24 protein-coding genes are annotated in these 24,316 nt (G+C 46.6%); 10 read left to right on the forward strand and 14 right to left on the reverse strand.

Going from position 1 to position 24,316, the window contains the following annotated elements; translation table 11 throughout:
* Positions 1–5: 5 nt before the first annotated feature.
* From PJF56_RS21290 to folD, 3 genes are read right to left on the reverse strand one after another with little or no spacing between them, the layout of a single operon-like run.
* On the reverse strand, positions 6–464 hold the full coding sequence (locus PJF56_RS21290; RefSeq protein WP_283764731.1) for a divergent PAP2 family protein: 459 nt from the start codon (positions 462–464) through the stop codon (positions 6–8).
* A 10-nt stretch (positions 465–474) separates the two neighbouring features.
* On the reverse strand, positions 475–1,401 hold the full coding sequence (crtE, locus tag PJF56_RS21295) for a geranylgeranyl diphosphate synthase CrtE (RefSeq protein ID WP_283764732.1): 927 nt from the start codon (positions 1,399–1,401) through the stop codon (positions 475–477).
* Positions 1,402–1,437: 36 nt separating this feature from the next.
* Positions 1,438–2,313: a bifunctional methylenetetrahydrofolate dehydrogenase/methenyltetrahydrofolate cyclohydrolase FolD gene (folD, locus tag PJF56_RS21300; protein WP_283764733.1), complete on the reverse strand. Its 876-nt coding sequence runs from the start codon at positions 2,311–2,313 to the stop codon at positions 1,438–1,440.
* 143 nt (positions 2,314–2,456) lie between these two features.
* Here folD and PJF56_RS21305 point away from each other — a divergent pair, with 143 nt between their 5' ends.
* From PJF56_RS21305 to PJF56_RS21315, 3 genes are all read left to right on the forward strand, one after another.
* Complete coding sequence (locus PJF56_RS21305; protein WP_283764734.1) at positions 2,457–2,849, forward strand: hypothetical protein; 393 nt, start codon at positions 2,457–2,459, stop codon at positions 2,847–2,849.
* Positions 2,824–3,405: a class I SAM-dependent methyltransferase gene (locus PJF56_RS21310; RefSeq protein ID WP_283764735.1), complete on the forward strand. Its 582-nt coding sequence runs from the start codon at positions 2,824–2,826 to the stop codon at positions 3,403–3,405. Before PJF56_RS21305 ends, PJF56_RS21310 begins: the two co-directional genes overlap by 26 nt.
* 140 nt (positions 3,406–3,545) lie before the next feature.
* Positions 3,546–4,910 (forward strand): sensor histidine kinase, encoded by a 1,365-nt coding sequence (locus PJF56_RS21315; protein ID WP_283764736.1) that lies wholly within the window; start codon positions 3,546–3,548, stop codon positions 4,908–4,910.
* Here the strand turns inward: PJF56_RS21315 and PJF56_RS21320 are convergent.
* The 4 genes from PJF56_RS21320 to hemF all read right to left on the reverse strand — a co-directional run bounded on the left by PJF56_RS21320 (position 4,907) and on the right by hemF (position 9,750).
* Entirely contained in the window at positions 4,907–6,289 is a 1,383-nt protein-coding gene (locus tag PJF56_RS21320) for a (Fe-S)-binding protein (RefSeq protein ID WP_283764737.1), read from the reverse strand. The genes PJF56_RS21315 and PJF56_RS21320 overlap by 4 nt on opposite strands.
* A gap of 131 nt (positions 6,290–6,420) precedes the next feature.
* The gene (locus PJF56_RS21325; protein ID WP_283764738.1) at positions 6,421–7,698 is read right to left on the reverse strand and encodes an FAD-binding oxidoreductase; all 1,278 of its coding nucleotides are present in this window, start codon (positions 7,696–7,698) and stop codon (positions 6,421–6,423) included.
* A 64-nt stretch (positions 7,699–7,762) separates the two neighbouring features.
* Positions 7,763–8,467: a Uma2 family endonuclease gene (locus PJF56_RS21330; RefSeq protein ID WP_283764739.1), complete on the reverse strand. Its 705-nt coding sequence runs from the start codon at positions 8,465–8,467 to the stop codon at positions 7,763–7,765.
* 242 nt (positions 8,468–8,709) lie between these two features.
* Entirely contained in the window at positions 8,710–9,750 is a 1,041-nt protein-coding gene (gene hemF, locus PJF56_RS21335; RefSeq protein WP_283764740.1) for an oxygen-dependent coproporphyrinogen oxidase, read from the reverse strand.
* Between the two features lie 75 nt (positions 9,751–9,825).
* Between hemF and PJF56_RS21340 the strand changes: the two genes are divergently transcribed.
* The 4 genes from PJF56_RS21340 to PJF56_RS21355 all read left to right on the forward strand — a co-directional run bounded on the left by PJF56_RS21340 (position 9,826) and on the right by PJF56_RS21355 (position 12,220).
* Positions 9,826–9,957, forward strand: coding sequence for a hypothetical protein (locus PJF56_RS21340; protein WP_283764741.1), 132 nt, complete (start codon positions 9,826–9,828; stop codon positions 9,955–9,957).
* 118 nt (positions 9,958–10,075) lie between these two features.
* Positions 10,076–11,152 carry a magnesium-protoporphyrin IX monomethyl ester (oxidative) cyclase gene (acsF, locus tag PJF56_RS21345; RefSeq protein WP_283764742.1) on the forward strand — a complete coding sequence of 359 codons (1,077 nt, stop codon included), beginning with the start codon at positions 10,076–10,078 and terminating at the stop codon, positions 11,150–11,152.
* An 82-nt stretch (positions 11,153–11,234) separates the two neighbouring features.
* Positions 11,235–11,819 (forward strand): CAP family protein, encoded by a 585-nt coding sequence (locus PJF56_RS21350; RefSeq protein WP_283764743.1) that lies wholly within the window; start codon positions 11,235–11,237, stop codon positions 11,817–11,819.
* 272 nt (positions 11,820–12,091) lie between these two features.
* On the forward strand, positions 12,092–12,220 hold the full coding sequence (locus PJF56_RS21355) for a hypothetical protein (protein ID WP_283764744.1): 129 nt from the start codon (positions 12,092–12,094) through the stop codon (positions 12,218–12,220).
* Positions 12,221–12,268: 48 nt separating this feature from the next.
* Here the strand turns inward: PJF56_RS21355 and modB are convergent, their stop codons facing one another.
* The 6 genes from modB to PJF56_RS21385 form a co-directional block, all read right to left on the reverse strand.
* On the reverse strand, positions 12,269–14,125 hold the full coding sequence (gene modB / locus PJF56_RS21360; RefSeq protein ID WP_283764745.1) for a molybdate ABC transporter permease subunit: 1,857 nt from the start codon (positions 14,123–14,125) through the stop codon (positions 12,269–12,271).
* A gap of 69 nt (positions 14,126–14,194) precedes the next feature.
* Positions 14,195–14,980, reverse strand: coding sequence for a molybdate ABC transporter substrate-binding protein (modA, locus tag PJF56_RS21365; RefSeq protein ID WP_283764746.1), 786 nt, complete (start codon positions 14,978–14,980; stop codon positions 14,195–14,197).
* A gap of 36 nt (positions 14,981–15,016) precedes the next feature.
* Positions 15,017–15,715 carry a heterocyst differentiation pentapeptide repeat protein HetL gene (gene hetL / locus PJF56_RS21370; RefSeq protein WP_283764747.1) on the reverse strand — a complete coding sequence of 233 codons (699 nt, stop codon included), beginning with the start codon at positions 15,713–15,715 and terminating at the stop codon, positions 15,017–15,019.
* A gap of 94 nt (positions 15,716–15,809) precedes the next feature.
* A complete protein-coding gene (gene mreD, locus PJF56_RS21375) occupies positions 15,810–16,385 on the reverse strand; it encodes a rod shape-determining protein MreD (RefSeq protein ID WP_283764748.1) in 576 nt (191 codons plus the stop codon).
* Between the two features lie 20 nt (positions 16,386–16,405).
* A complete protein-coding gene (gene mreC, locus PJF56_RS21380) occupies positions 16,406–17,194 on the reverse strand; it encodes a rod shape-determining protein MreC (protein WP_283764749.1) in 789 nt (262 codons plus the stop codon).
* Positions 17,195–17,210: 16 nt separating this feature from the next.
* Positions 17,211–18,248, reverse strand: coding sequence for a rod shape-determining protein (locus PJF56_RS21385; RefSeq protein ID WP_347178861.1), 1,038 nt, complete (start codon positions 18,246–18,248; stop codon positions 17,211–17,213).
* A gap of 203 nt (positions 18,249–18,451) precedes the next feature.
* Between PJF56_RS21385 and PJF56_RS21390 the strand changes: the two genes are divergently transcribed.
* The gene (locus tag PJF56_RS21390; RefSeq protein WP_283764751.1) at positions 18,452–18,805 is read left to right on the forward strand and encodes a single-stranded DNA-binding protein; all 354 of its coding nucleotides are present in this window, start codon (positions 18,452–18,454) and stop codon (positions 18,803–18,805) included.
* Between the two features lie 187 nt (positions 18,806–18,992).
* On the opposite strand, the gene PJF56_RS21395 is transcribed toward PJF56_RS21390, so the two are convergent.
* The gene (locus tag PJF56_RS21395; protein ID WP_283764752.1) at positions 18,993–19,760 is read right to left on the reverse strand and encodes an SIMPL domain-containing protein; all 768 of its coding nucleotides are present in this window, start codon (positions 19,758–19,760) and stop codon (positions 18,993–18,995) included.
* A 620-nt stretch (positions 19,761–20,380) separates the two neighbouring features.
* Between PJF56_RS21395 and PJF56_RS21400 the strand changes: the two genes are divergently transcribed.
* Both PJF56_RS21400 and PJF56_RS21405 read left to right on the forward strand, forming a co-directional pair.
* Positions 20,381–22,645: a ribonucleoside-diphosphate reductase subunit alpha gene (locus tag PJF56_RS21400; RefSeq protein ID WP_283764753.1), complete on the forward strand. Its 2,265-nt coding sequence runs from the start codon at positions 20,381–20,383 to the stop codon at positions 22,643–22,645.
* A 108-nt stretch (positions 22,646–22,753) separates the two neighbouring features.
* A complete protein-coding gene (locus PJF56_RS21405) occupies positions 22,754–23,788 on the forward strand; it encodes a ribonucleotide-diphosphate reductase subunit beta (RefSeq protein ID WP_347179608.1) in 1,035 nt (344 codons plus the stop codon).
* Positions 23,789–24,316: the final 528 nt, after the last annotated feature.

A 24,316-nucleotide genomic window follows, 5' to 3' on the forward strand; every position in this document is an offset into this window, starting at 1 on the left:
ACCCATTACAGGGCATAACGACATGCTAACCAAGCGATGAATACGCCTAGGAGTAATCCCATGATCACTTGGAATGGGGTATGGCCGAGGAGTTCTTTGAGTCGGTCTTCGTTAAATTCCGGGTTTTCCTGGAATAATTCATCAATAATTTGATTAAGGATACGGGCTTGTTTTCCGGCGGCTTGGCGAACGCCTGCGGCATCATACATGACGATGATGGCAAAGATGGTGGCGATCGCAAATTCTGGACTCGACCATCCCGTGGTCATGCCGATGCCGGTGGCTAGGGCAGACACCAGGGCAGAATGGGAGCTGGGCATTCCGCCCGTGGTGACTAAAGCGCGAATATTGAGCTTTTGATGCTGAATCACATCCACGACTAATTTAATCACCTGGGCACTTAAACAAGCAATCAAAGCGACGATTAATATCCGGTTCCCCAGAATCTCATTCACAACCTGCATACCTCATTCTCTAGTAACTTCGGGCGGTAATAAAGTCGGCGATCGCCAGTAGGGGGTTCGCCGCTTCTCCATACCCCTCTAACTGGGCTTTTGCTTGTTCAATCAAGGCCTTACTTTCTTGTTTAGATTTCTCAATTCCCCAAAGACTCGGATAAGTCACTTTTTGGGCTTGAGCATCTTTACCACTGGTTTTTCCCAGTTCCTCAGAGGTGGCCGTAATATCGAGGATATCATCGACAATCTGAAAGGCGAGGCCGATATTTTGGGCATATTGTCTCAGACGCTCTAATAATTCTGAGGATGCACCGGCTAGGATGGCTCCAGAAACGACACAAGCTTCGAGTAATGCACCGGTTTTGTGGGTATGGATATAGTTTAAGGTGGAGACATCCACATCAGATTTGCCTTCCGATTCGAGATCCACCACTTGTCCACCGACTAACCCGGTTGCACCTACGGCGCTGGTGATTTCGATGATGACCTGTAAAATGCGATCGCTCTTAACGCCTTGAGTCTGACGGGCAATATGTTCAAAGGCGTAGGTTAAGAGGCCATCCCCGGCTAAAATGGCGATGTCGTCGCCATAGACTTTGTGGTTGGTGAGTTTACCGCGACGATAGTCATCGTTGTCCATGGCGGGTAAATCATCATGGATCAAAGACATGGTATGGAGCATCTCTAAAGCGCAAGCGGTAGGCATAGCCATGTCGATTGTGCCCCCAGAGAGTTCGCAACTGGCGAGAGAGAGAATCGGACGCAGACGTTTACCTCCGGCTAGGAGGGAGTAGCGCATGGATTCATAGAGCGTTTCTGGGTAGAGGAGGGGAACGGCTTGCTCTAGGGCGGCTTCTACTTGGCGCTTGCGATCGCCTAAATAAGCGTTTAAATCAAAGGCGATCGCTGATTGAGGGGATTCCATGTCGTTTGTTAGTACCATTCTCAATGGGGGTTAAATCAGGTTAGATCTTTAAATTTACGCGATCTTTTGACGGTAACTCCATACTGTATTTTGCAATAATATGGCCACCGTCATCGGGCCAATGCCACCGGGAACGGGGGTAATGGCGCTACAGATGGGTTTGACGGCGGTCATATCCACATCTCCGACTAATTTTCCTTTGCCCTCATTGCCGGGAATGCGATTAATTCCCACATCAATCACCACCGCACCGGGTTTAACCCATTCGGAAGTAATCATTTGAGGTCGGCCCACCGCAGAAACTAGGATATCAGCAGAGCGGGTAATTTCCGAGAGATTTTGCGATCGCGAATGGGCAACCGTTACGGTGGCGTTGGCTTCGAGCAACATTAAGGCCATGGGTTTACCCACTAAAATACTGCGCCCTACCACCACAGCATTTTTCCCAGAGATCTCAATGCCATATTCTTTGAGCAGGTACATCACACCTTCGGGGGTGCAACTGCGAAGTCCAATTTCCGATCGCACCAGTTTTCCTAAGTTGGTCGCGTGTAGTCCATCCACATCCTTCTGGGGGTCGATCCGATGCAAGAGGGCAACTGCATCTAAATGATTGGGTAGGGGCAGTTGGACTAAAATCCCATCCACTCGCGGGTCTTCATTCAGCGCTGTAATCGTCTCTTCCAGTTCACTTTGGGAGGTAGAAGCGGGGAAGGTGCGCCCAAAAGAACTGATGCCAATGCGATCGCACGCTTTTTGTTTATTTCTGACATAGATGGTACTGGCAGGGTCATCGCCCACCAGTAGTACCGCTAACCCCGGAGGACGACCCATTTGGGGTTGTAAGGACTCAATTTCGGCTTTTAAGCGAGCTTTGATGGTGCGAGCCGTTGTCTTACCATCGAGAATTTGTGGGGTGTCGTTTGCCATGCTCAGAATCAATCGCGCTACGCGCGGGTAATCGGTAATCGGTAATGGGTAATTGATCATTAATCCCTTTCTTCACTTACCATTTCTTCCTGCTCCTGGCAACTTTCGCTAGAATCAAGGCGTAATTTTGAGTAGATTCCACAATGCGTTTATGCTCAAGCCAAGGGTTGGGAGGATCGAGAGTGATTAGCCTAGTGTTGGCGGCCAGTTTGTGGGGATGTAATCTAGAGTCTCCTTTGCCGTTTGGGTTCGGTTTACCCTCTAATCTGATTACCCCGATTGAGAGTCTATCCCCCACTGCTTCAGAGACGGTCTATCTTCAGGGTAGAGTGGTGAAACTGATTCCCCTACTGAATCGCTATGCCTATCAGTTAGAGGATGATACGGGGGTTGTGGTCGTGCTGACGACCGGAGAAGTACAGGAACCGGCCATCGGCGATTCCGTGAAAGTACGTGGACAATTGCGCCATCAAAGTATTCCCATTCAAGGACAGGAGTTAGGGGAGGTGTATGTGCTGGAATTGGAGCGACTGTGAGTCCATTGAGGATGATGTCGCCATTCGTCAGGCTTATGAAACCTGGGGAGTAGAGGCATTTTACCAACACCACGGTTCGACCTATCGTAATCCCCATGAGGATAGAATTGGCCGAGTTTTGACTCAAGGGTTGGCGGCTATCCCTAGGGAGGGTTTACCGGTTTTAGATTTGGCTTGTGGCAGTGGTGAAGTCACTTTGGCTTTGCGTGAGTTGGGATGGCGGGAGATACACGGCATCGATCCCTATACTCAGCAGGCTTATCTGGAGCGCACGGGACAGGTCGCTGAGGGTTACCGGTTTGAGGAAATTGGACAGGGGGCGTTATGGGGACGCGACTATGGGTTGATTGTGTGTAGTTTTGCCCTACATTTGCTGGAGCGATCGCGCCTACCCGCTTTAGTCTATCAGCTCAGTTGCATTGGCGATCGCCTGATGGTCATCACCCCCCATAAACGCCCGGAAATCCGCCCCCAATGGGGCTGGACATTAGTTGATGAGTTCTGTTTAGAACGGGTGCGATCGCGCCTTTATCTTTCTACAAATAGAAACCTATAAACCCTGAGATTAAGTTTAGGTTAAATAAGTAAAATAAGGTTTAAGACAATGATAAAAATTGACTTAGATCGACAATTCTTATAGTCTATTATAATTCGAGTTTCCTATAATAGAAGAGGAGTTTTTGCAAGATTAAAAATATGGTGGCACAAGTGTCAGAAATAGCAACACAGGTCGTGGCTCGATCCGGTCTAAACGCCACTGAAGTTAATATCGATTCAACTTTAGGAGACTTATCCTTGTGGGAATGCTCTGTAGATGTGAGTCAACCGGGGCGTATCGTAGCTCAAATTTTCAAAGAGCATTCCCTATTACCCGGTGTGATTTTAACCGATAAAGGGCAATTGGCCGGCATGATTTCCCGAAGACGGTTTTTAGAGCAACTGAGTCGTCCCTATGGTTTAGAGGTTTTTATTCGCCGAGAAATTAGGGTTTTAAATCGGCTCGCCAATCAAAAAGTGGGCGACCACCTTTCCCCTGGTCACTTGATTTTCTCCGGAGAAACGCCGATTGTCGAAGCAGCCGTACAATCCCTAGAACGCCCTCCAGAAAAACTCTATGAACCGGTAGTGATTGAATGTTCCACCCATCGGTATTGCTTGCTCGATATTCATCAATTACTCCTAGCCCAATCTAAAATTCATGAGTTAACCACCCAATTGTTACGCGAAAATACCCAAGCCCATCTGATTCAAACAGAGAAATTAGCCAGTTTAGGACAAATGGTGGCTGGATTAGCCCATGAAATTAGAAATCCGGTGAATACCCTATGGGGAAATGTGAAATTTTTAAAAACCTATAGTCAGGATTTACTCGATTTGGTCGATGCTTATAAGAAAGAATCGGGTGAAGATCCCGAAGCCATTGAAGATTTAAAAGAAGATATTGATTTTGAGTATTTAGAGAATGATTTGCCGGAACTCATTGACAGTATGCAGGAGAGTGCCGAGCGCTTAAATCAGTTAGTCGGGGGAATGCGGAACTTTTCCCATATGGGTGAAAACCACGCCCAGCTTGCCAATCTTCATGAATGTTTAGATAGCACCTTGTTGATTTTACGCAATAAGCTCAAATATGGGATTAACTTGGTGAAAAATTACGGAGAGTTGCCCTTAGTTGAGTGCTATTCTGGGCAACTGAGTCAAGTTTTCATGAATTTACTCACCAATGCTATTGATGCTTTGAATGAGCGGGAACAATCGGAGCAATGGCAACCGGAAATTACAATTACCACCGAATGGTTGGCGGAAGCGGATGAGTCAGAATGGGTTAAAATCCAAATTGCGGATAATGGAGTGGGTATACCTGCGGAGATTCAAGAGCGAATTTTTGAAACCTTTTTTACGACTAAACCGGTGGGGAAAGGTACGGGATTGGGGTTGGCAATTTCCCACCAGATTGTAACAGAGAAACATAAAGGAGAGCTGAAGTTGCGATCGCAACCGGGAAGCGGTACAACCTTTGAAATTTGGTTACCCATCTCTCAATCCTCATCCCCAGATTAATTACTCTCGAGAGTAGAGAGAGCAACACCTCGCATGGAATAATCGAGTAGCTCCATAGGATGGAAAATCGAAACTGTCTTACCCTGCTGCTGTAAATGTTTTTTGATCTGCAAACTACAGCCTGGATTGGCAGAGGCAATTAAATCGGCTCCCGTATTGAGCAAATTCGTCACTTTTTGATCGCCTAAGCTTTCAGCCACCTCTGGCTGCAACATATTATAAACACCGGCACTGCCACAACACAAAGCAGCATCAAGGGGTTCTTTCAACTGTACGCCTGGAATTTGTTTTAAGAGTTGCCGGGGTTGAACGCTGATTTTTTGTCCATGTAAGAGATGACAAGCATCCTGATAGACAATCTTCAAGTTGTCTTCAGCTAGGGGAGATAAGGGCGCTGTTAATCCCACCATGGCTAAAAATTCTTGAATATCTTTGACTTGACTGACAAACTGTTTCGCTTTGTCTCGATAATTGGGATCGTCGGCTAAAATATGGCCGTATTCTTTCAAGGTATGGCCACATCCTGCCGCATTGATAATCACATAATCAAGATCTAAATTGGCAAAAGAATCAATCATTTGCCGGGCTAAATCTTGGGCGGCTTGGGTTTGCCCTTGATGTTCTGGGAGTGCGCCGCAACAGCCTTGGGTTTTGGGAATGACGACTTCACAACCATTCCCGGTTAAAACGCGAATGGTTGCCGCATTCACGGGATTAAAAAACAGCCGTTGCACGCAGCCAATAATCACCCCGACTCGATAGCGTTTTTTGCCTTGGGCAGGAATGACATCAGCAAAGGAATGGCCCAGGGAAGCGAGGGAAATCTGGGGTAAAATGGATTCCATGGCTGCCAAGCGAGGGGATACTTTTTTCAGCAGGTTGGTGCGACGAATCAGGGATTGTAAGCCGGATTTTTGATAGAGATAGAGGGGATAGAGCAGGGGAACTAAGCGATTGGGATAGGGAAAAAGATTGAAGATTAAGGAGCGAATGAGGCGATCGCCAACATTGCGATCGATATTGCGTTCGACTTGGTGGCGAGTGGCAGAAATGAGTTTATCGTACTGCACGCCAGAGGGACAGGTACTCACACAGGCTAAACAGCCTAAACAGGTGTCAAAATGTTGGGAAGTTGCGGGGGCTAAGGGGGCTTCACCTTGGTTAATGGCATCCATCAGATAAATGCGTCCTCTGGGGGAGTCCATTTCTTTTCCTAGCACTCGATAACTGGGGCAGGTGGAGAGGCAAAATCCGCAATGAACACAGGCATCAATTAATTCTGGTTTGGGGGGATTTTGGGGATCGAATCCAGAGGGAAGATGGGGATTTTGAGCTAAGAAATTACTGTTTCTGGCGGGGATGGAGTCTGAGGTGGTCATAAAAATAGCGCTTCGCCCTGGTAATGGGTAATGGGTAATGGGTGATAGTTTTAATTATGCAAAAAAGGGTTACTTTTGTGCAAGGTAACAAACATGGTTTATGCTAATCGATACTATAGAATCGAGTGGGTTTATTGAATAAAGCGATCGCAACTGAGCAAGGAATCGGGATCGAATTGATGTTTGATGTTTTGCATTATTTTCCGGGCATTGCCCGTATAGCCCCATACGTCTAGGGATTGTTTGAGGGAGCGGGGCGCTTCTAGAAGAGTGAGAAAGCCGCCATGGGAGGTGAGATAGGATCGCAACTCTAGCAGTTGCGTCGAGCGTATTTGATGACACCCCAATAATCCTAACCCGGTTCGGGCATGAATGACACATGCGCTTTGCACTTGGGGGAGTTGTTGAATTTTTAGTAATAGATTCACGGCTTCTGTGGGGCGAATGCCGAGTTTACAAATCCCCTTTTGGGGGTGGGGTTCCCAGATCTGATGTTGCCAGGTTTGCCAGTGTTGAGTTTCGTCTTGCTGCTCGTAAATTTGGGCGCTCAATTCTAAGGTTTGACCGATGTCGAGTACCCGTTGAACTTGTTCTTGGACGCTTAAGGGTATGCTTTGGAACCGAGCAATGAGTAAAATTTGGTCGTTTTGGGGTCTAAGATCGAGGGCGGTGGGGGTTAAACTGGAACTCAGTAGGGTTTGGGTGGCTTGGGCGATCGCCTCTGGATTTCCTGAAAGTACGACGGTGGCTGAACTTTGGGGAATGGGATAGAGGCGGAAGGTGGCTTGGGAGATGATGCCTAAACTGCCATAACTGCCAATGAGCAGTTTCATGAGATCATAACCAGCTACATTTTTGACCACTCTACCCCCCGCTTTGGCTAACTCGCCATCACTGCGAATAAAGGAGATCCCAATCAGGCGATCGCGCACCCCCCCATACCGATGTCGCCAACTGCCGGTATCTGCTGTGGCAATGATACCGCCGATAGTGGCTTGGTTGGGGTAGGCGGGATCGAAGGCTAAAAACTGGTTATGGGGCGCTAAAAATTGATTCACCTGTGCCAAGGTGATCCCGGCTTCTACGGTAATTGTGAGGTCTCCGGATGCATGTTCAACAACTTGATTTATGCGTTGGGTACTGATGAGGAGATCGACGGCTTTACCGATGCCTCCCCAATGAATTTTACTGCCTGCTCCCCAGGGTAAAACCCGCCATTGGTTGGCTTTGGCGAGTTTCATCACTTCGCCGAGTTGTTCTTGAGTTTCGGGATATGCCACGGAGGGAGGGGGCGATCCGGGTTGCCAAGCTTGTTGAAAATGCTGTTGTAGGGAGGGTTCGAGCTGCTCAAAGGGCAACAGTTGGGAGGGTTTGAGGAGGGAGTTTAGGGTAGGGGCGATCGCAGTCACAGGACAGATGGATAAGATGAGGGCTATATTCTATGATACTGTGCGATCGCCCCTCAATAATCGATTATGGGTCTAGGCGATCGGGATCGATGCCTAATTCTCTCAGTTTTTGGGCGAGCTTCTCGGCTTTCTGTTCTGCGGATAATGCCCGTTGTTGAGCCGAGATCATTTGTTCCTCTGGTGTTAAATAGCGCTCTCCCTGCTCATCATACCAATAGAGCCATTCTCTCTCTATTCCCTGATAGCTTCCCTCCGCTCTACCGATGCCTAAATTTAACTCAGATAGCCACACCGGTTCCCCGGATAATAATTGATATTCACCGGCTTGGAGTTCATAAACTTCCAACTTCTGTTTTCTTTTCCTTAAAGGGTTATAGATCGCATAATATAAAATTCCCATTTCGGCATATTCTTCTTTTTTCTGAGTATATTCTTTCCGCCGTTTATGGGAAACAACTTCTAACACCAGGGTGGGAAATTTTTGCTCTTCCCACAGCACATAGGATAAACGTAAATCCGAGTCAATAATTCTTGGTACACCGACACTCAAAAAGCCATCGGGGACAATTGCAGGTTGGCTCGGATCGTAATAGATTCCCATATCTATCCCAAAAAACCAATCCATCCGTTCTGCCCAAATTAAAGCCAGCATCGCTTTGAGCAAACTGGGAATTAAATCTTGTAGTTCGTTATCCACAGGAGTATAATCTGAATCGGGTAAATCTTCAGCAGAGGGTAAGCAAGCTCTGGGATTATAGTTGAGTAACATAGGCTTCTCAAGCGTTTTCCTTTCATTTTAGGGTAACACCAAGCCCGCTTGTTCATGTCCACGAAGCGGAAAAACCCTTTCAGATCATACCATTTCTATTTGATGAAAGCAACGATTGTAAGCCATTGACAACTGGTCTGATTTTCTTGCAAAAAGTAGGCGGTGGCTATATTTTCATCCACCGCCTGTTGCTGGAACATTTTGCCCAACTTCCGCTAGAGTAAATAGCTCAGATTACCGATCTATTTGGCTCCCACTAATTCGCTAGAAGCATCTTGTTTGTCCCAGTTAGCCCAATCTTGAGGTTTTAGGAACGTGGTGTAGAGTTCCTCTTCTCGGCTACCCGGTTCTGGACTATAGCAATATTCCCAGCGCACCAGGGGAGGTAAGGACATTAAAATAGACTCAGTACGGCCATTGGTTTGTAAGCCAAAGATGGTTCCCCGGTCATAGACGAGGTTAAATTCAACGTAGCGTCCGCGACGATACAGTTGGAAGTTGCGCTCGCGATCGCCATATTCTATATCTTGTCGGCGCTCAATAATCGGAAGATAGGCATCAAGAAAGGAATTGCCACAACTTTGCACAAAGCCAAAGATGTCTTCCCAATTATGGGAAGTTTCGCCCACTTGTTGACTATATTGTGCCGCTCCTCCTTCCGCATTGGGGCCTCGATATAACTGTCCCCGACCATCTTGGTAATCAAAGAAAATACCGCCAACTCCTCTGGTTTCTTGACGATGCTTGAGATAGAAATATTCATCACACCAGCGCTTGAAGGTGGGATAATATTGCGGATCGTGCTTATCGCAAGCATCTTTAATGGTTTGATGGAAGCGAATCGCATCTTCAGCAAACGGATAGTAGGGGGTTAGATCGACTCCACCCCCAAACCACCAAACCGGCCCGGCTTCAAAGTAACGGTAATTGAGGTGAACCGTGGGAATATAAGGGTTACGGGGATGCAACACCATCGATGTTCCTGTGGCAAAGAAGGGATGACCGGCTGCTTCTGGACGTTGGGTCAGGATAGAAGGGGGTAGGCCTTCTCCCCAAACTTCAGAAAAGTTAACTCCACCTTGTTCAAAAACTCGACCGTCTCGGATCACTCTGGAACGACCCCCACCTCCTTCGGCCCTGTCCCATTGGTCTTGTTTAAATTTAGCTTGACCATCGATCTCTTCTAGTCCTTGACAGATTTGCTCTTGTAAGCCCATAACCCAGGTTTTAAACCGTTCGCGAGAATCTGTCGGAGGCAGGTTGGAGGCTTCGGAATGACTCATAGTAACTTCTAGTAATGTCGTAGACTTGATGTTTTAGAATTTGAACTCTAATCACTTTATAGTGATTAAGCTCAAATGGTGGATTTTTTTTCAAAACTTAATACTTTTGCCAGTAAACCCGATCGCCACACCCCAGGTCTAACTTCGGCATCATGGGGGAAGCGATCGCCTAACCTGGCTCTCTTTTTACCAGCCTTGTATTTGTAGCGTTTTGCATACAACCAACAAGAACCGTAAAGCAATGTAAATATTTTATGAGAATTGACGACCAATTCTTATCTTCGTTATAGACTGATGTATCGATAAATTGATTTTGTATCCGATTATGGTAAAAACGCTCTCACAACCCACGATCGCAGAACTCAAGCCGGGTGTAAAAGCTCCAGTCCAGGAAACCCTCCTGACTCCTCGGTTTTATACCACGGATTTTGAGGCGATCGCCTCGATGGATATTTCTAGCCAAGAAGCCGAACTGCGGGCCATGGTCGCTGAAATGAAAGCAGACTACAACCGCCATCACTTTGTCCGGGATGAGAGCTTTGACCAGTCTTGGGAACATCTCGATGAAAAAACCCGCGCTACGTTTGTAGACTTCCTAGAGCGCTCGTGTACATCTGAATTCTCCGGCTTTTTGCTCTTTAAGGAACTCTCGCGCAAGCTCAAAGAAACTCAGCCCCTATTATCAGAAGTATTTAACCTAATGGCGCGGGATGAAGCCCGTCATGCTGGGTTTTTGAATAAAGCCATGAGCGATTTTAAGATCTCTCTGGATCTGGGCTATCTGACCAAAAACCGCACCTATACCTTTTTTAAGCCAGAGTGGATCATCTATGCAGTCTATCTGTCAGAAAAAATTGGCTATTGGCGCTACATCACCGTTTACCGTCATTTAGAGAAACATCCCGAATATCAGTTTTATCCCCTGTTCCGGTTCTTTGAAAGCTGGTGTCAAGATGAAAACCGTCATGGAGATATTTTTACCGCCTTGTTGCGATCGCAGCGTCATATGTGGGATAGCTGGACAGGACGACTCTGGGCCCGCTTTTTCCTCCTCACCGTCTTTGTCACCCACTCCCTCACCGTAGACGAGCGCACTGACTTTTATGAAATGATTGGTTTAGATGCCAGAGAATATGACCAAACCGTGGTTTGCAACACCAATGCTACAGCAGGTCGCGCCTTCCCAGTCATTTTAAATGTGGATCACCCCGAATTTTTCCCACGGGTTTATCGCTGTTCAGAGCGCAATATGGAAATGGCAGCCATCGATCGCAGCAGTGCCCCTAAAATCGTCAAATTCTTCCGCAAACTGCCCTTAATGGCTGGAATTGGCTGGGATATGCTACGTTTATATCTGATCAAACCCATTGACGCAGAAGCCATCCGCGAGACCGTGCGTTAACCTAGAAACCGGGTTTCTACGAATATTTTTGACAACGAAACCCGGTTTGTGTGCCCCTAATCGAGACTGAAGAAAGATGAAAATGAACACTAAACCATTCCTAGGCCTGACTTTAGTCGGATTAGCCAGTATGCTTTCATTAGGGGCGATCGCCACTCATCTGGCTATAGCCCAAACATCTATGGACTTGAACACCTTGCGTAGCATTGCCCTATCGCAACACAACAGCTATCGAAACACTCATCATAGCCCCAATATGAGCCTCAATAGTTCCCTCAATAGTACAGCGCAAAATTGGGCACAATACTTGGCAGCCAATGCCATATTTGAACATAGTTCCCGCAGTCAACGAAACAATGCGGGAGAAAACTTATATGTTTACTACACCACCGGATCGGCTCCGGCTGCGGATACCTTAGCAGAAGAAGCCGTTACCAGTTGGTACAACGAGGTCTCAGACTACAACTATTCCAATCCAGGTTTTGCTTCTGCTACTGGACATTTCACCCAAGTAGTTTGGAAAAACAGTACCGAATTAGGTTGTGGTGCAGCAGAAGGGACGGCAACTCTTCAGGGAAGAAATTTTAATGCCTTTTATGTGGTCTGCCATTATAATCCTGCGGGTAATGTTACGGGAGATTTTCCGAATAATGTATTGCAACCTTAGATATAGCAAACCTAAATGAGTTATGTAATGGCTGCCCCTCATCCCCCAGCCCCTTCTCCCGCAGGAGAAGGGGAGCAGAAGTCCCTCTCGGAGTGGGAGAGGGATTAGGGAGAGGGCATTTCCTGTTGCACAACTCATTTAGACTAGCTATATAACTCAATTCATGAATCTAAATCCGCCAGAGTAAGTCATTGCGAATGGAACGCAGTGGAATGAAGCAATCTCAACAATCAAGGATTTGATATAATCAAGGAGTGCCCATCAATCTCATCATGTATATTCTTGACACTGACCATCTGAGCTTGATCCAACGTAATGGAGAAGAAGGAAAGCGTATTTTAGAAAAACTGGCTGGCATGAAAGATGTTGAAATCGCCGACATGAAAATCGTTAATTGTTAATTGTTAATTGTTAATTGTTAATTGTTAATTGTTAATTGTTAATTGATATTAGGCAGACATGACAATCAGCTTCAGTGGATCGAGATAAACATACCAAGGAAAGGGACGCTCTTGAATTTCGTGCCATTTTTCCTTAAAAATTTCTGCTTGTAAATGATAATCGTCTTCGTGCTGTCCCACAGAATGGAGCTTGAGATAAAGGGTAATACGGTGGGGGGTTTCACTGACTTTAACTAACCAACAGGGAAAGCTATTGATGGGTTTTGGTTCTAGGAGAAATTGTACATGATGAGCGCGGAGTCCAACATAAGCCGAAGAAGGATAAATCACTGGTTTTACGGTAAGTTGACAGTCCCAGTCTATGGCTTTAATTTGATGACGATCGCCGATTCTTTGCAGCCGCGAGAAGTTTTTGCATTCGGTTAGTTGAGCGACTCTAAAATTGGGCGGCTGTTGAAAAATGTCCTGCTTAGAGCCAGAGGCAATGACTTCACCGCGATCGAGAATGGTTAAGGGTTCGCAAACCCGATAGGCTTCTTCGAGTTTGTGCGTGACAAATAAAATTACGCCTTTATAGTTAGTAAAGACCTTGGCTAAAAGTTGTTCAATTTGGCTGCGTAAATAGCTGTCTAAAGCAGATAGGGGTTCATCAAGCAGCAAAGCGTCAGGTTCGATCGCCAAGGCTCTAGCGAGGGCGACTCTTTGTTGTTGTCCTCCAGAGAGCTGATGGGGATAGTGTTGAGCGACTTCTTGCAGTTGTAGCAGTTCTAAGTATTTGTCCACTTGTTTGCGTTGCTCGGTTTTCTCTAGATGTTGCAAACCAAAGCCAATGTTACGAGCGACTCTCATGTGGGGAAAGAGGGCATAATTTTGGAAAACGAACCCAATGCGGCGATCGCGACAAGGAAGGTTAATGCCTTGTGCTGAATCAAACAAAATCCGACTATTGAGAAGAATGGTTCCTTCAGAAGGGGTTTCTAAACCGGCAATACAGCGCAACGTCATACTTTTTCCCGAACCTGATGCGCCTAAAATTCCCAAGGGGCGATCGCCAGCTTTGAGCTGAACTCTGAGGGAAAAATGGGGTAAACGCTTCTGTACATCAACAATGAGTTCTTGTCTAGAGAACTGGAGTGGAGTGACTGAGGTAAAGCCCACAGAGCGGTTGAGCGAGATCCAGGGACTGATAATGACGAACCACCGACTTAACGTAGAAGCACCCCATCGATCGCAGAGCCGATCGAACCACCCTTGAGTTTTTGAGCCATAATTAATCGATGCAATGACAGCGAGGGCGATCGCCACCAGAATAACCACCCAAAGGAGAGCTTCTGGCATCTTTCCCGCTTCAGCCGCAAAATAAATGGCGATCGGCATCGTTTGCGTCTTTCCAGGAATGCTACCGGCTAACATTAAAGTTGCCCCAAATTCGCCCAACGCTCTAGCAAACGTTAAGATCGCTCCAGAAACAATGCCTCGCCAACTTAAAGGAAGAATAATTTGCCAAAAGATCCGCAGTTCTGTTGCTCCTAATGTGCGAGCGCAGTTCACCCAATCTACATTAACTTGTTCAAAAGCAGCTAAAGTCGTTTTGTACATCAAAGGCAAGGCAACAACAGTGGATGCAATAACCGCACCTTTCCAAGAAAAGATAATACTGATTCCCCAATGCTGTAAGACTTTTCCCAGGGGACTATAGCGACCAAATAATAATAAGAGTAAAAACCCGACGACAATCGGAGGAAGGACGAGAGGTAGCGTTAAAATCCCATCGATAATATTCTGGCCTTTTCCCTGATAATTGAACATTATCCCAGCTAGGATAATTCCAGCAAAAAATGCAAGAAGTGTGGCAACTGAAGCCGTTTTAAGAGAAATCCAGAGCGGAGAAAAATCTAAGAGCAATTAACAATTAAAAATTAACAGTTAAAAATTTTCATGTCGGCGATAGCCGAAACAATCAACAATTATACCCTATTCCCTATTCATAAACCCATATTTTTGGAAGATATCTTGTGCAGGTTGGCTAAAGAGAAATTGAACAAACTCTTGGGCAGCTTCTGGATGTTTGCTCTCTCGGATAATGGCCACGGGATAGGCAATAGGAGAATGGGTATTTTCTGGGGCAAACTCAATTATTTTAACCCGATCTGAAATGTTCGCATCCGTCCGATAAACCATACCCGCGTCTACATTACCGGTTTCCACATAAGTCAGGACTTGCCGCACGTCTTTGGCAAAGACAAATTTAGGTTCTAAGGATTGATAGAGGTGTAGAGACTCTAAAACTTCTTTGGCATAAGCTCCTGCGGGCACGCTTTCAGGAGCGCCGATCGCAATTTTCTGGATGCGATCGCTCTTTAACTGAGTAAATCCACTAATATCAGAATTTCTTTTGGCTGTAATTAGAACCATCTGATTCTTGAGTAGATTTTTCCGCGTACCCGGAAGCAGCAAGTCTTGGGCTTGCAGAGCATCCATATACTTTAGGGCAGCAGAAATATAGATATCCACGGGCGCACCCTGTTCAATTTGATAGCGCAAAGAACCCGAAGCACCAAAATTATAGGTCAGTTGTATATGTTGCTCTTGCTGACGGTAGATATCCCCAATCTCTTGCATGACATCTTGGAGACTCGAAGCGGCTGAAATCAACAATACAGTCAATTTTGGCGATTGAGGACTGTCTACACACGAAGCAGTAAAAGCAGAAAGTAACCCCAAGACTCCCCATCCGATAACCCTTCGTCTTCCAATCATCACCCAGATTAATCCTCTTGCCTTTTGCCGATTCCCTTATGGCAGTTTTGCGCCCTCCAGGTCTGCATCTGTCAAAATTGTACCCGTGAGATCGGCCCCAGTTAAATCCGCATGATGTAAGATGGCTCCGGTTAAATCCGCATAACTGAGGTCAGCGTAGCGCAGACTGGCTTCCCGTAAATCTGTTTGAAATCCTTGCAGTCTGCGGCCTAATCCGAGATTAGCACGACAGAGAATAGCTCCATCGAAGTTAGCACGGTGGAGAATGGTTTGGCTGAGGTTGGCGTAGCTTAAATTGGCTTCAGATAAGATAACCTCTTCTAAGTTCGTGGGTTGGTCAGAGGTAGGGCGTAAATCAGCATCAATGAGGAGAGCTTGGGATAGGTTGGCTCCTTTCAAGGTTGCGCCAGATAGAATCGCTTTGATCAGATTAGCATGGGTTAAATTAGCCTGGTCTAACTTGGCTCCACTCAAGTCCGTATCGCGCAAAAGAGCTTTCGTCAAGTTGGCTGCGGTTAAGTTAGTTCCCCAGAGTAAAGCTTCACTGAGGTTTACCCCCTTCAGTGTAGCGCCAGAAAAGTTGCTTTTTCCCAGTCGAGCTTGTCGGAAATCTGTGCCGGAAAAATCAGCATCAGACAAATTGATCTCGACTAATTCTAGGTCTTTGAGGTCGAGTCCTGAAAAGTGGCGATCGCCTTGATGATACCGTTCTAATAGTTCAGATAGATTTATCACAGTCGTCAAACCTTGCTCTATTCCCGCGATCGTGAACAATCTTTACTTTACCAAGGATGGCCACCCATGGTGTAGCGATCGATCGCCAGCCCTCTTAATTTTTAGGCCAGAAGCGCTCCCAAAACCAATTCATGGGCACATAGATCACCGGGGCCCATAGGCTACTGAGAATCGCTGAACACAGAGCAATCTGTTGATGGGCAATCCAAATACTAGAGAAATCGCGATCGCCAATTAACACCAACTGAAGCGCAATCAGGGTTTCCGCCAACAGCGTCATGCCAAACGTCAACAGGGCCACCGAGATAAAGTCTTCTTGGAAATATTTATCTTTTTGAAATCGTCCCGTCAAAAATCCCACTAGAACCAATCCCAACATATGGGTGGGGGAAGCATTCACGACCCCATTTTCTAACAGGGGATAGGGGGAAGTGAGGGCATCTTGGAGTAAACCCAAGCCTAAACCGGCGATCGCCCCTTGCCAAGCATTACGCTTCAAGCTCCAAACCATCACCCACACCAACGGCCAATTCACCCCAATACCCAACAATTCCATACCCGGTAATCGGGTAAACACAATCAGGGCACACAACAGGATAGAGAAGCCTGTGAGGATAATATTAACCAAACGACCCAAAGAAGTCAGGCGATCGAGTAACTGTTTTACCACTGTTGTATCCCTGTCCCTTTCTACTCATCCAACTCATTTAATTCCAAATCCATCGCCGGTTTACCCTCAGAAACCATCACCCACTCTAAATGGCCAATGGGAGCCGAAAACCGAATGATCGCCTCTGGAGCTGGACTTTTTTTCAAATCCACCGACTCTACCACCCCCACTAACAAACCCGATTGGAATCGAGGAGAATAGGGAGAAGTAAACACCTTGTATCCTGGTTTGACCTCCGGAACCTTATCAAAAAACTCCATCACCGCCTTATTTTGGCCCCTGCCATGCAAGATCCCCATAAAGCTGCGGTCTTTACCGACGCGAATAGTTGCCCCCACCCGACTGGTTGGATCGCTCAGGAGTAACACCCGACTGGTGTTTTCCGTGACACTAATAACACGACCGATTAATCCTCCCGTTCCCGTGACAATATAATCCTTTTGAATGCCATCGACACTACCTTTACCCAGAGTAATTTGCTTCCACCAATGATCCGCACTGCGGCCAATAATGGGAGCAATGACCCCTTGTCGTTTCGACTGTTCTTGATAATCAATCAACTGCTTTAAACGGGTATTTTGCTGTTCGAGTTCTTCCACTTTCGCTTCTAACTCCAGCATCCGTGCCGTTGCTAACTGTTCTTGTTGGGGGGGATTTCCTTGGAAGGGTTCAACCAAACGACCATAGAGTTCAAACACCAACGTTCCTTGGGTTTGCCGCACATAAACCGCTAAACCTAGCGCCGCAATCATCAGCACTAAGTTTAACCAATTTCTTTCCCACCATCGACGAATTTGACGTATATACATTCACCTTACATCCACCTTACATCCGCGATCGCGCACTAAACACTCGTTCTAACTGCTTAAAGTTTTCCAAAACTCGGCCAGTGCCCAACACCACACAACTCAACGGATCGGCCGCCACATGGGTGACAATTCCCGTTTCATGGCTCACCAGAGTATCCAAGCCCTGAAGCAGTGCCCCACCCCCAGCCAACATAATCCCTCGGTCAATAATATCCGCCGCTAATTCCGGCGGAGTCCGTTCTAAAGTCCGCTTCACCGCATCAATAATCATCGATAACGGCTCAGACATGCTCTCGCGAATCTCACCCGCCTTAATGCTAACGGTTCTGGGCAAACCGGACAGTAAATGCAACCCCCGCACATCCATTGCCCCCTCATCAATCTCTGGAGTCGGATAAGCTGAACCAATCTGAATCTTGATATCCTCAGCCGTCCGTTCCCCAATGGTTAAATTGTGAACTTTTTTCATATACTGAATAATCGAATCATTCAGTTCATCCCCCGCGACGCGCACCGACTCACTAATTACCGTCCCTTGTAAACTCAAAACGGCAACCTCTGTGGTTCCACCCCCGATATCAATAATCATATTCCCCGTCGGTTCCGCCACCGGTAAACCGGCTCCGATCGCCGCCGCTACGGGTTCATCAATTAAATAGACATCCCGCGCTCCTGCCTGGGAAGCCGCTTCCATCACCGCTCGACGCTCCACACCGGTTACACCCGAAGGAATACCGATCACCATCCTTGGGGGGATTAACCCCTGTTTGCCTTCATGCACCCGTTCGATAAAATGCTTAAGCATCAGTTCCGCCGTGTCGAAATCGGCAATCACCCCATCCCGCAGAGGGCGAAAAGTGGTCACATTCCCCGGAGTCCGACCCAGCATTTTCTTCGCATCATCTCCAACTGCTAAGGGGGCTTTGGTTTCCGTGTCGATCGCCACCACAGATGGCTCCTGCAACACAATTCCCTTCCCCGATACATAAACTAATGTATTTGCAGTACCGAGATCGATACCCATATCTCTTGAAAACCGACTAAATACGCCCACCGCTTTTTCTCTCTCCACTTCAATATGTTCAAATGTCTAAAATTGTAAAAATATATAACTGACGTGGATTCTATTACGTTTTTGAGCTATCGTCCAGTCAGTTGTCCTCATCTTCCCCATTCCCCCACTCCCCAATTCCCCCACTCCCCCTCAGATTCGCTAAAGTAGATTAATTGTTCATCATTCTGATGGTGTAGTTCAAGATGGATCTCAACGTTGTACATTTAGTCGGTCGCGTCGGTATCGACCCAGATGTGAAGTATTTTGAGTCAGGCGCGGTCAAATGTAGACTGACTCTGGCTGTCGATCGCCGCACGCGACGAACCGATCAACCGGATTGGTTTAATCTGGAATTGTGGGGCAAAACGGCTGAAATTGCTGCCAACTACGTTCGCAAAGGCAAACAGATTGGAGTGACTGGATCGTTGAAAATTGACCAGTGGCAAGATCGCATGACTCAAGCCGAACGCTCTAGCCCCGTTATCCGGGTGGATCGCTTAGACTTATTAGGCTCTAAACGAGATGAGGAAGCAGCCGGAATGCCCAGCGAATTTTGAATCGAGCTAGATTTGCCAATCATCGTAGTGGATTGTCTCACCTAAAATAGTTCAATAGAAAACTCGGTTCGTAGAATGTAGGTTGGGTATCCGAACGTGGATGTCCGCTTTGCGGAAAACCCAACACCAGCAAAACTTGGTTGGGTTTCACTGCCGTTTAACCCAACCTACAATTGATTGATATCATTTAATATCTAATTTGCAAGGTAACCGAAGCTTCGACCTGCTGCTCACCGCCAATAACTGGAGTTGGGGCAGACTCTGCTCGTGCGAAGGTTGCCCCATCGAGGCGGATGGGAGAGGGGGCGTTGGCGTGATTAATCTGAATGCTGACAATACCACGAGAGCTGAGATTAAGGGAGTCTAGAACCGTTTCGGCTTGTTGCCCTGCATCGGCAGTTGCCTGACGGAGGGCAACCTGTTGGGCTGCGGCAATGGCTTCATCGGTGGCAACAAAGCTAATGCCATCAATGCGAGTGGCTCCGGCTTGTACCGCGTCATCAATCAGGCTACCGGCTTTCGAGGTCTCGATGCGGAAGCTGACGGTATTGGTGGCAGTATACCCGGTTAAGCGTTGAGTGCGATCGCTATAACTATAATTGGGCGTTAACCGAATTCCCGTTGTTTCCAGTTGCTCCACTTGACGCGCTTGCAGCAACTTCACTACCTCTGAAGACTGTCGAGCCACTTGTGCTTGTACTTCTTGGGCCGTTTTTCCCTGAACCTCTACCCCTAAATTGACTGCGGTTAGGGTAGTAGGAATGCTTTCTATCCCTCGTCCGGTTACCGTTAACGTTTGTAGCAGTTGCTGTTGTTCCTGCGCGTTTACCGGTTTGGGAGCCTGAAGACTACCTACAAATACAGCCAACCCCATTACCCCAACTGCTAAGGGCAAAATTGACCACCGTCGCCAGTTTTGGGGTAAACTCGAATCAGATTTATGAATAGGATACATAGCTGGAGTCTATCTCCTGAACGTGACAGTTTGTTACTCTTAGTCTGGCTTACACGAATGGATGACAGGGTACCGTTACCATTTTTGTAACTTTACAGTGGCTGCATAGACTTCCGTAGAGATTTGGGTCGTTGAGGTTCCTTCTCTTTACATAAACTTTGTAAATGGTCTGATTTTATAAAGTTTTAATAAAATCATAGCTCTTAGACTTGCGTCAGAGAATAAAAAGCTTTATAAATATAAATAAGGAATCAGAGGTCGCTATAATAGAATAGTCGATTAAAAGGTTTCTGTTCAGTAGAAATGTTAAATATAAACTCCTAGAACTTTTCTATACGGTTGTGCAGCGCGTGCATAGCTGTATTTTTTTTGATTTCGATTCCCATTTAAGGCTTTTGAGATACAGCCAATTCAAGACGCACCCATGGCCGAATCTGGAGAGAGCTTTGGTATTTTGGCGATCGCCTGGAAATAGGCATGGGGTAACCCCTTCCCAGTATAGATACCCTTACATATAGCGCAAAATAAAAAAAATGTCAAATACTTTCACTAGATGTAGAAAATGGAGTACATTAGGATCTCATCACTTCATTCATGTGATCGTAGTACCTCCATTCCCTATGATGCAACCAACGCTCTCCGTAACAGCCCACACCCCCCACACAACCCCGATTCATGTGATTAAGCGCAATGGCACTCGTGCAGCCCTAGATATCACCAAAATTCGTGCTGTTGTGGAGTGGGCGTGCTTGGGAACCCAGGTCAGTCCAATCCCATTAGAAGCAGGATTAACGACACGCCTGCGTGATGGGGTGACCACTAGAGAAATTCAGGAAAACCTGATCAATTGTAGTTTAGAGCTATGTAGTCCGACTGAACCGGATTGGCGGTATGTAGCTGGACGGCTCCATATGTGGAGTCTTTGGAAAGATACCTTGGTTTCCCGTGGCTATCAATATAGTAACTATCCGAAAACGGTAGCCCGTAAGGTAGCAGCCAATGAGTATGATGAGCGGATCTTGACCTACACTCCCGATGAACTGGAAATCGCGGGGAGTTGGATTAATCCCGATTGGGACACGGATTATGATTATGCTGGGGCAACGCTGTTAACCAAGCGGTATTTACTTGCAGATGAATTGCCCCAAGAAGCGTATCTCACTTGTGCGCTCCTACTTGCGTCGGTGGAAGCACCGCAGAACCGGTTGAAGTGGGCGAAAAAGTTTTATGAGGCGATCGCCCAACGGAAGATTTCACTAGCCACCCCCATCCTCGCTAACCTGCGAATTCCTGGTGGTTCCCTCTCCAGTTGTTTCATTACCGCCATGGATGACAACCTAGAAAGCATTTACCAAACCTTAACCGATACCGCCCGCATTTCAAAAAATGGCGGCGGTGTCGGGGTAAATGTGAGCCGCATTCGGGCAACGGGATCTTGGGTGATGGGCAAACCCAACGCTTCTGGGGGAGTTGTGCCTTGGATTAAACTGCTCAATGATACGGCGATCGCCGTTAACCAAGGTGGAAGACGCGCGGGTGCAGTTACCGTCAGCCTGGATATCTGGCATTTAGATATCCTAGAATTCCTGGAAATGCAAACCGAAAACGGCGATCAACGGCGTAAAGCTTACGATATTTTCCCCCAATTGGTAATTGCAGACGAATTCATGAGACGGGTAGTCGCCAAAGAGGATTGGACATTTGTCGATCCCTATGAAGTCAAAACCAAACTCGGCATTGACTTACCCACCCTTTGGGGTAAAGACTTCGAGCAAGCTTATCAAAAAATTGAAGCAGAAGTTGGATATACCCTAACCCTGTATAACCGCATTAATGCTAGGGAGCTGTTCAAAACCATCATGCGTACCCAGGTAGAAACCGGTATGCCCTATCTAGCGTTTAAGGACACCATTAACCGCGCCAATCCTAACTCCCATAAAGGCTACATTCCCGGCGTTAATCTCTGTTGTGAATCCTTCAGCAATGTCAGCCCCGGAGAAGAAGCCCATTGCTGTAACTTGAATAGCCTCAATTTTGCCAACGTAGAAGCCGAAGAATTAGCCGACATTTGCCAAACGGCGGTACGCATGTTGGACAATACCATTGAAGTCACCCATCCGCCTTTTGCAGCCAGTAAAACCCATAATGACAGATATCGCACCATCGGCGTAGGAGCCATGGGATTAGCCGATTGGTTGGCGAAACATCAGCTCTCCTATGAAGACTTGCCCCAAATGAGCCATTTATTTGAAGAAATGGGTTATTGGTGTACCCGTGCTTCCATGGAATTGGCGAAAGAGCGCGGTGCTTATGAGTGCTTTGCGGGCAGTCAGTGGAGCAAGGGACATCTGATTGGGGCTAAACCGGTAGAGTGGTTTCGGGAACATTCTGGGCAACCCGAACGCTGGGAAAAATTGTCACAGGATATCCAACACTATGGTATTCGCAATAGCCATATTACGGCGATCGCCCCCAACACATCCTCATCCCTCGTCCAAGGTTGCACCGCCAGCATTCTCCCCACCTATAGCCGTTTCTTCTACGATAAATGGGCAAAAGGCAGCGTACCCATTGCCCCTCCCCTTATCACCGATTCCTTCTGGTATTACCAAGAAAGCAAAAACTTAGAACAGAAAAAAGTCGTCGCTGCTGTCTCCACCATTCAGCAGTGGATCGATACCGGTATTTCCATGGAATTGCTTTTCAATCTCAATGAAGGCGTTTACTTCCCGGATGAACCAGGGCGCGCACTCAAAGCCAAAGACATTTTTGAAACCTTAGTCATGGCTTGGAAACAAGACTGTAAAGCCGTATACTACGTCCGCACCGTTCAACGGGACGACTTTAAGGAAGGATTAACCGATTGTAGTTCTTGCGCTAATTAACCTCTGATTTGCAAAAATCAGGAAGTGGAAGTAGATTATAGTCTGCTTCCACGTTTTGTTACTAACAACAAGTTAATGAATCATCCCCACTCATTTGAACGGCAAAAAATGACGATCAACCCCATATTTAATCCTGGGGGAAACGACGATACGGAACATCGAACCATTTGGTTTGGTGAAACCACAAATCTCATGCAGCTCAATGATGTCCGCTATCCTTGGGCGGTTAGTCTTTATAAAATGATGCGGGAAAATTTCTGGATTCCAGAAAAGTTGGATATTACCCAAGATGTGGTGGATTATTGGAATTTAACCCCAGAAGAACAGAAAGCCTTTGATGGAATCTTATCTTATTTAACGTTTTTAGATTCCGTTCAAACCTGCAACATCCCCCATCTAAAAAGTACGGTCACTGCTCCAGAAATCAGTCTCTGTATGGCCGAACAAATCGCTCAAGAGGGGATGCACAACCAGAGTTATCAATACATGATTGAGACGATCATCCCTTCAGAAAGAAGGAGTGATGTATATGACTTTTGGCGCACGGATAAAGTGTTGAAAGATCGCTGTAAGTTTGTGGCGGGACTCTATCAGCAATATATTGACAATCCTACACCAGAAAAATACTTTGTTTCTTTGGTGGCTGATTATATTTTAGAAGGGCTTTATTTTTACAATGGCTTTTGCTTTTTTTATAACCTAGCTTCGCGGATGTTAATGCCGGGAAGTGCGGATATTTTCAAGTTGATTAATCGAGACGAATTATCCCATGTTCGGCTCTATCAAAAAATCCTGCCAGAGGCAATGACCGTGTTTCCCCATTCGGTGGATCAAGTCTATGAAATGTTTGATCGAGCTGTGCAGCATGAATGCCAGTGGACTAACCATATTGTTGGCAATCAGATTTTGGGGATTACGGAAGGAAGTACGGAACAGTACACCAAATACTTGGCCAATATTCGCCTGGGGGCGATCGGTTTGCAGCCGATGTATGGGGATGATAAATACAAGAAGAGTCCCTATGCTCATCTAGAGCGCTTTTCAGATACGAAGAAAGAAGGACATACGAAGGCGAATTTCTTTGAAGCAGGAGTCACCAGTTATGTGATGTCTTCCGGGGTAACGGGTTGGGACGAAATTTAGTAATTATAGGAGCAGGAAATTAGATTAGCCTTTAGGGAGCAGGATACTCCCACTCCTTAATATAATCATTAAGGGGTTGCAAACTTTAGGGAGCAGGATGCTCCCACTCCTTAATATAATCATTAAGGGGTTGCAAACTTTAGGGAGCAGGATGCTCCCACTCCTTAATATAATCGTTAAGGGGTTGCAAACTTTAGGGAGCAGGATGCTCCCACTCCTTAATATGATCGTTAAGGGGTTGCAAACTTTAGGGAGCAGGATGCTCCCACTCCTTAATATGATGATGAAATATTAGGAGTGTGAGCGTCTCGCTCACTAACCTCAAGAATAGGGAGCAGGATGCTAGATTGGCATTGAGCGAGCAAGATGCTCGCACTCCAAAAAAAGATTACAGCAGTTTTCGCTGCTATGCGGTACATTTCGATCCCCCCAACCCCCCTTAAAAAGGGGGGCAGTAAAAGTCCCCCTTTTTAAGGGGGATTTAGGGGGATCTTTTCTGACTGTACCTCATTACCGCGCGAAGCGCTG

Origin of the sequence: Roseofilum halophilum BLCC-M91 (assembly GCF_030068445.1) — a bacterium.
GTDB lineage: Bacteria > Cyanobacteriota > Cyanobacteriia > Cyanobacteriales > Desertifilaceae > Roseofilum > Roseofilum halophilum.

What these genes read in the sequence shown, in the direction of transcription:
- PJF56_RS21290 (WP_283764731.1), bottom strand. Translation starts at nt 464, where the DNA reads ATGCAGGTTGTGAATGAGATTCTGGGGAACCGGATATTAATCGTCGCT.
- crtE (WP_283764732.1), bottom strand. Translation starts at nt 1,401, where the DNA reads ATGGTACTAACAAACGACATGGAATCCCCTCAATCAGCGATCGCCTTT.
- folD (WP_283764733.1), bottom strand. Translation starts at nt 2,313, where the DNA reads ATGGCAAACGACACCCCACAAATTCTCGATGGTAAGACAACGGCTCGC.
- PJF56_RS21305 (WP_283764734.1), top strand. Translation starts at nt 2,457, where the DNA reads ATGCGTTTATGCTCAAGCCAAGGGTTGGGAGGATCGAGAGTGATTAGC.
- PJF56_RS21310 (WP_283764735.1), top strand. Translation starts at nt 2,824, where the DNA reads ATGTGCTGGAATTGGAGCGACTGTGAGTCCATTGAGGATGATGTCGCC.
- PJF56_RS21315 (WP_283764736.1), top strand. Translation starts at nt 3,546, where the DNA reads ATGGTGGCACAAGTGTCAGAAATAGCAACACAGGTCGTGGCTCGATCC.
- PJF56_RS21320 (WP_283764737.1), bottom strand. Translation starts at nt 6,289, where the DNA reads ATGACCACCTCAGACTCCATCCCCGCCAGAAACAGTAATTTCTTAGCT.
- PJF56_RS21330 (WP_283764739.1), bottom strand. Translation starts at nt 8,467, where the DNA reads ATGTTACTCAACTATAATCCCAGAGCTTGCTTACCCTCTGCTGAAGAT.
- hemF (WP_283764740.1), bottom strand. Translation starts at nt 9,750, where the DNA reads ATGAGTCATTCCGAAGCCTCCAACCTGCCTCCGACAGATTCTCGCGAA.
- PJF56_RS21340 (WP_283764741.1), top strand. Translation starts at nt 9,826, where the DNA reads ATGGTGGATTTTTTTTCAAAACTTAATACTTTTGCCAGTAAACCCGAT.
- acsF (WP_283764742.1), top strand. Translation starts at nt 10,076, where the DNA reads ATGGTAAAAACGCTCTCACAACCCACGATCGCAGAACTCAAGCCGGGT.
- PJF56_RS21350 (WP_283764743.1), top strand. Translation starts at nt 11,235, where the DNA reads ATGAACACTAAACCATTCCTAGGCCTGACTTTAGTCGGATTAGCCAGT.
- PJF56_RS21355 (WP_283764744.1), top strand. Translation starts at nt 12,092, where the DNA reads ATGTATATTCTTGACACTGACCATCTGAGCTTGATCCAACGTAATGGA.
- modA (WP_283764746.1), bottom strand. Translation starts at nt 14,980, where the DNA reads ATGATTGGAAGACGAAGGGTTATCGGATGGGGAGTCTTGGGGTTACTT.
- mreC (WP_283764749.1), bottom strand. Translation starts at nt 17,194, where the DNA reads ATGTATATACGTCAAATTCGTCGATGGTGGGAAAGAAATTGGTTAAAC.
- PJF56_RS21390 (WP_283764751.1), top strand. Translation starts at nt 18,452, where the DNA reads ATGGATCTCAACGTTGTACATTTAGTCGGTCGCGTCGGTATCGACCCA.
- PJF56_RS21395 (WP_283764752.1), bottom strand. Translation starts at nt 19,760, where the DNA reads ATGTATCCTATTCATAAATCTGATTCGAGTTTACCCCAAAACTGGCGA.
- PJF56_RS21400 (WP_283764753.1), top strand. Translation starts at nt 20,381, where the DNA reads ATGATGCAACCAACGCTCTCCGTAACAGCCCACACCCCCCACACAACC.
- PJF56_RS21405 (WP_347179608.1), top strand. Translation starts at nt 22,754, where the DNA reads ATGACGATCAACCCCATATTTAATCCTGGGGGAAACGACGATACGGAA.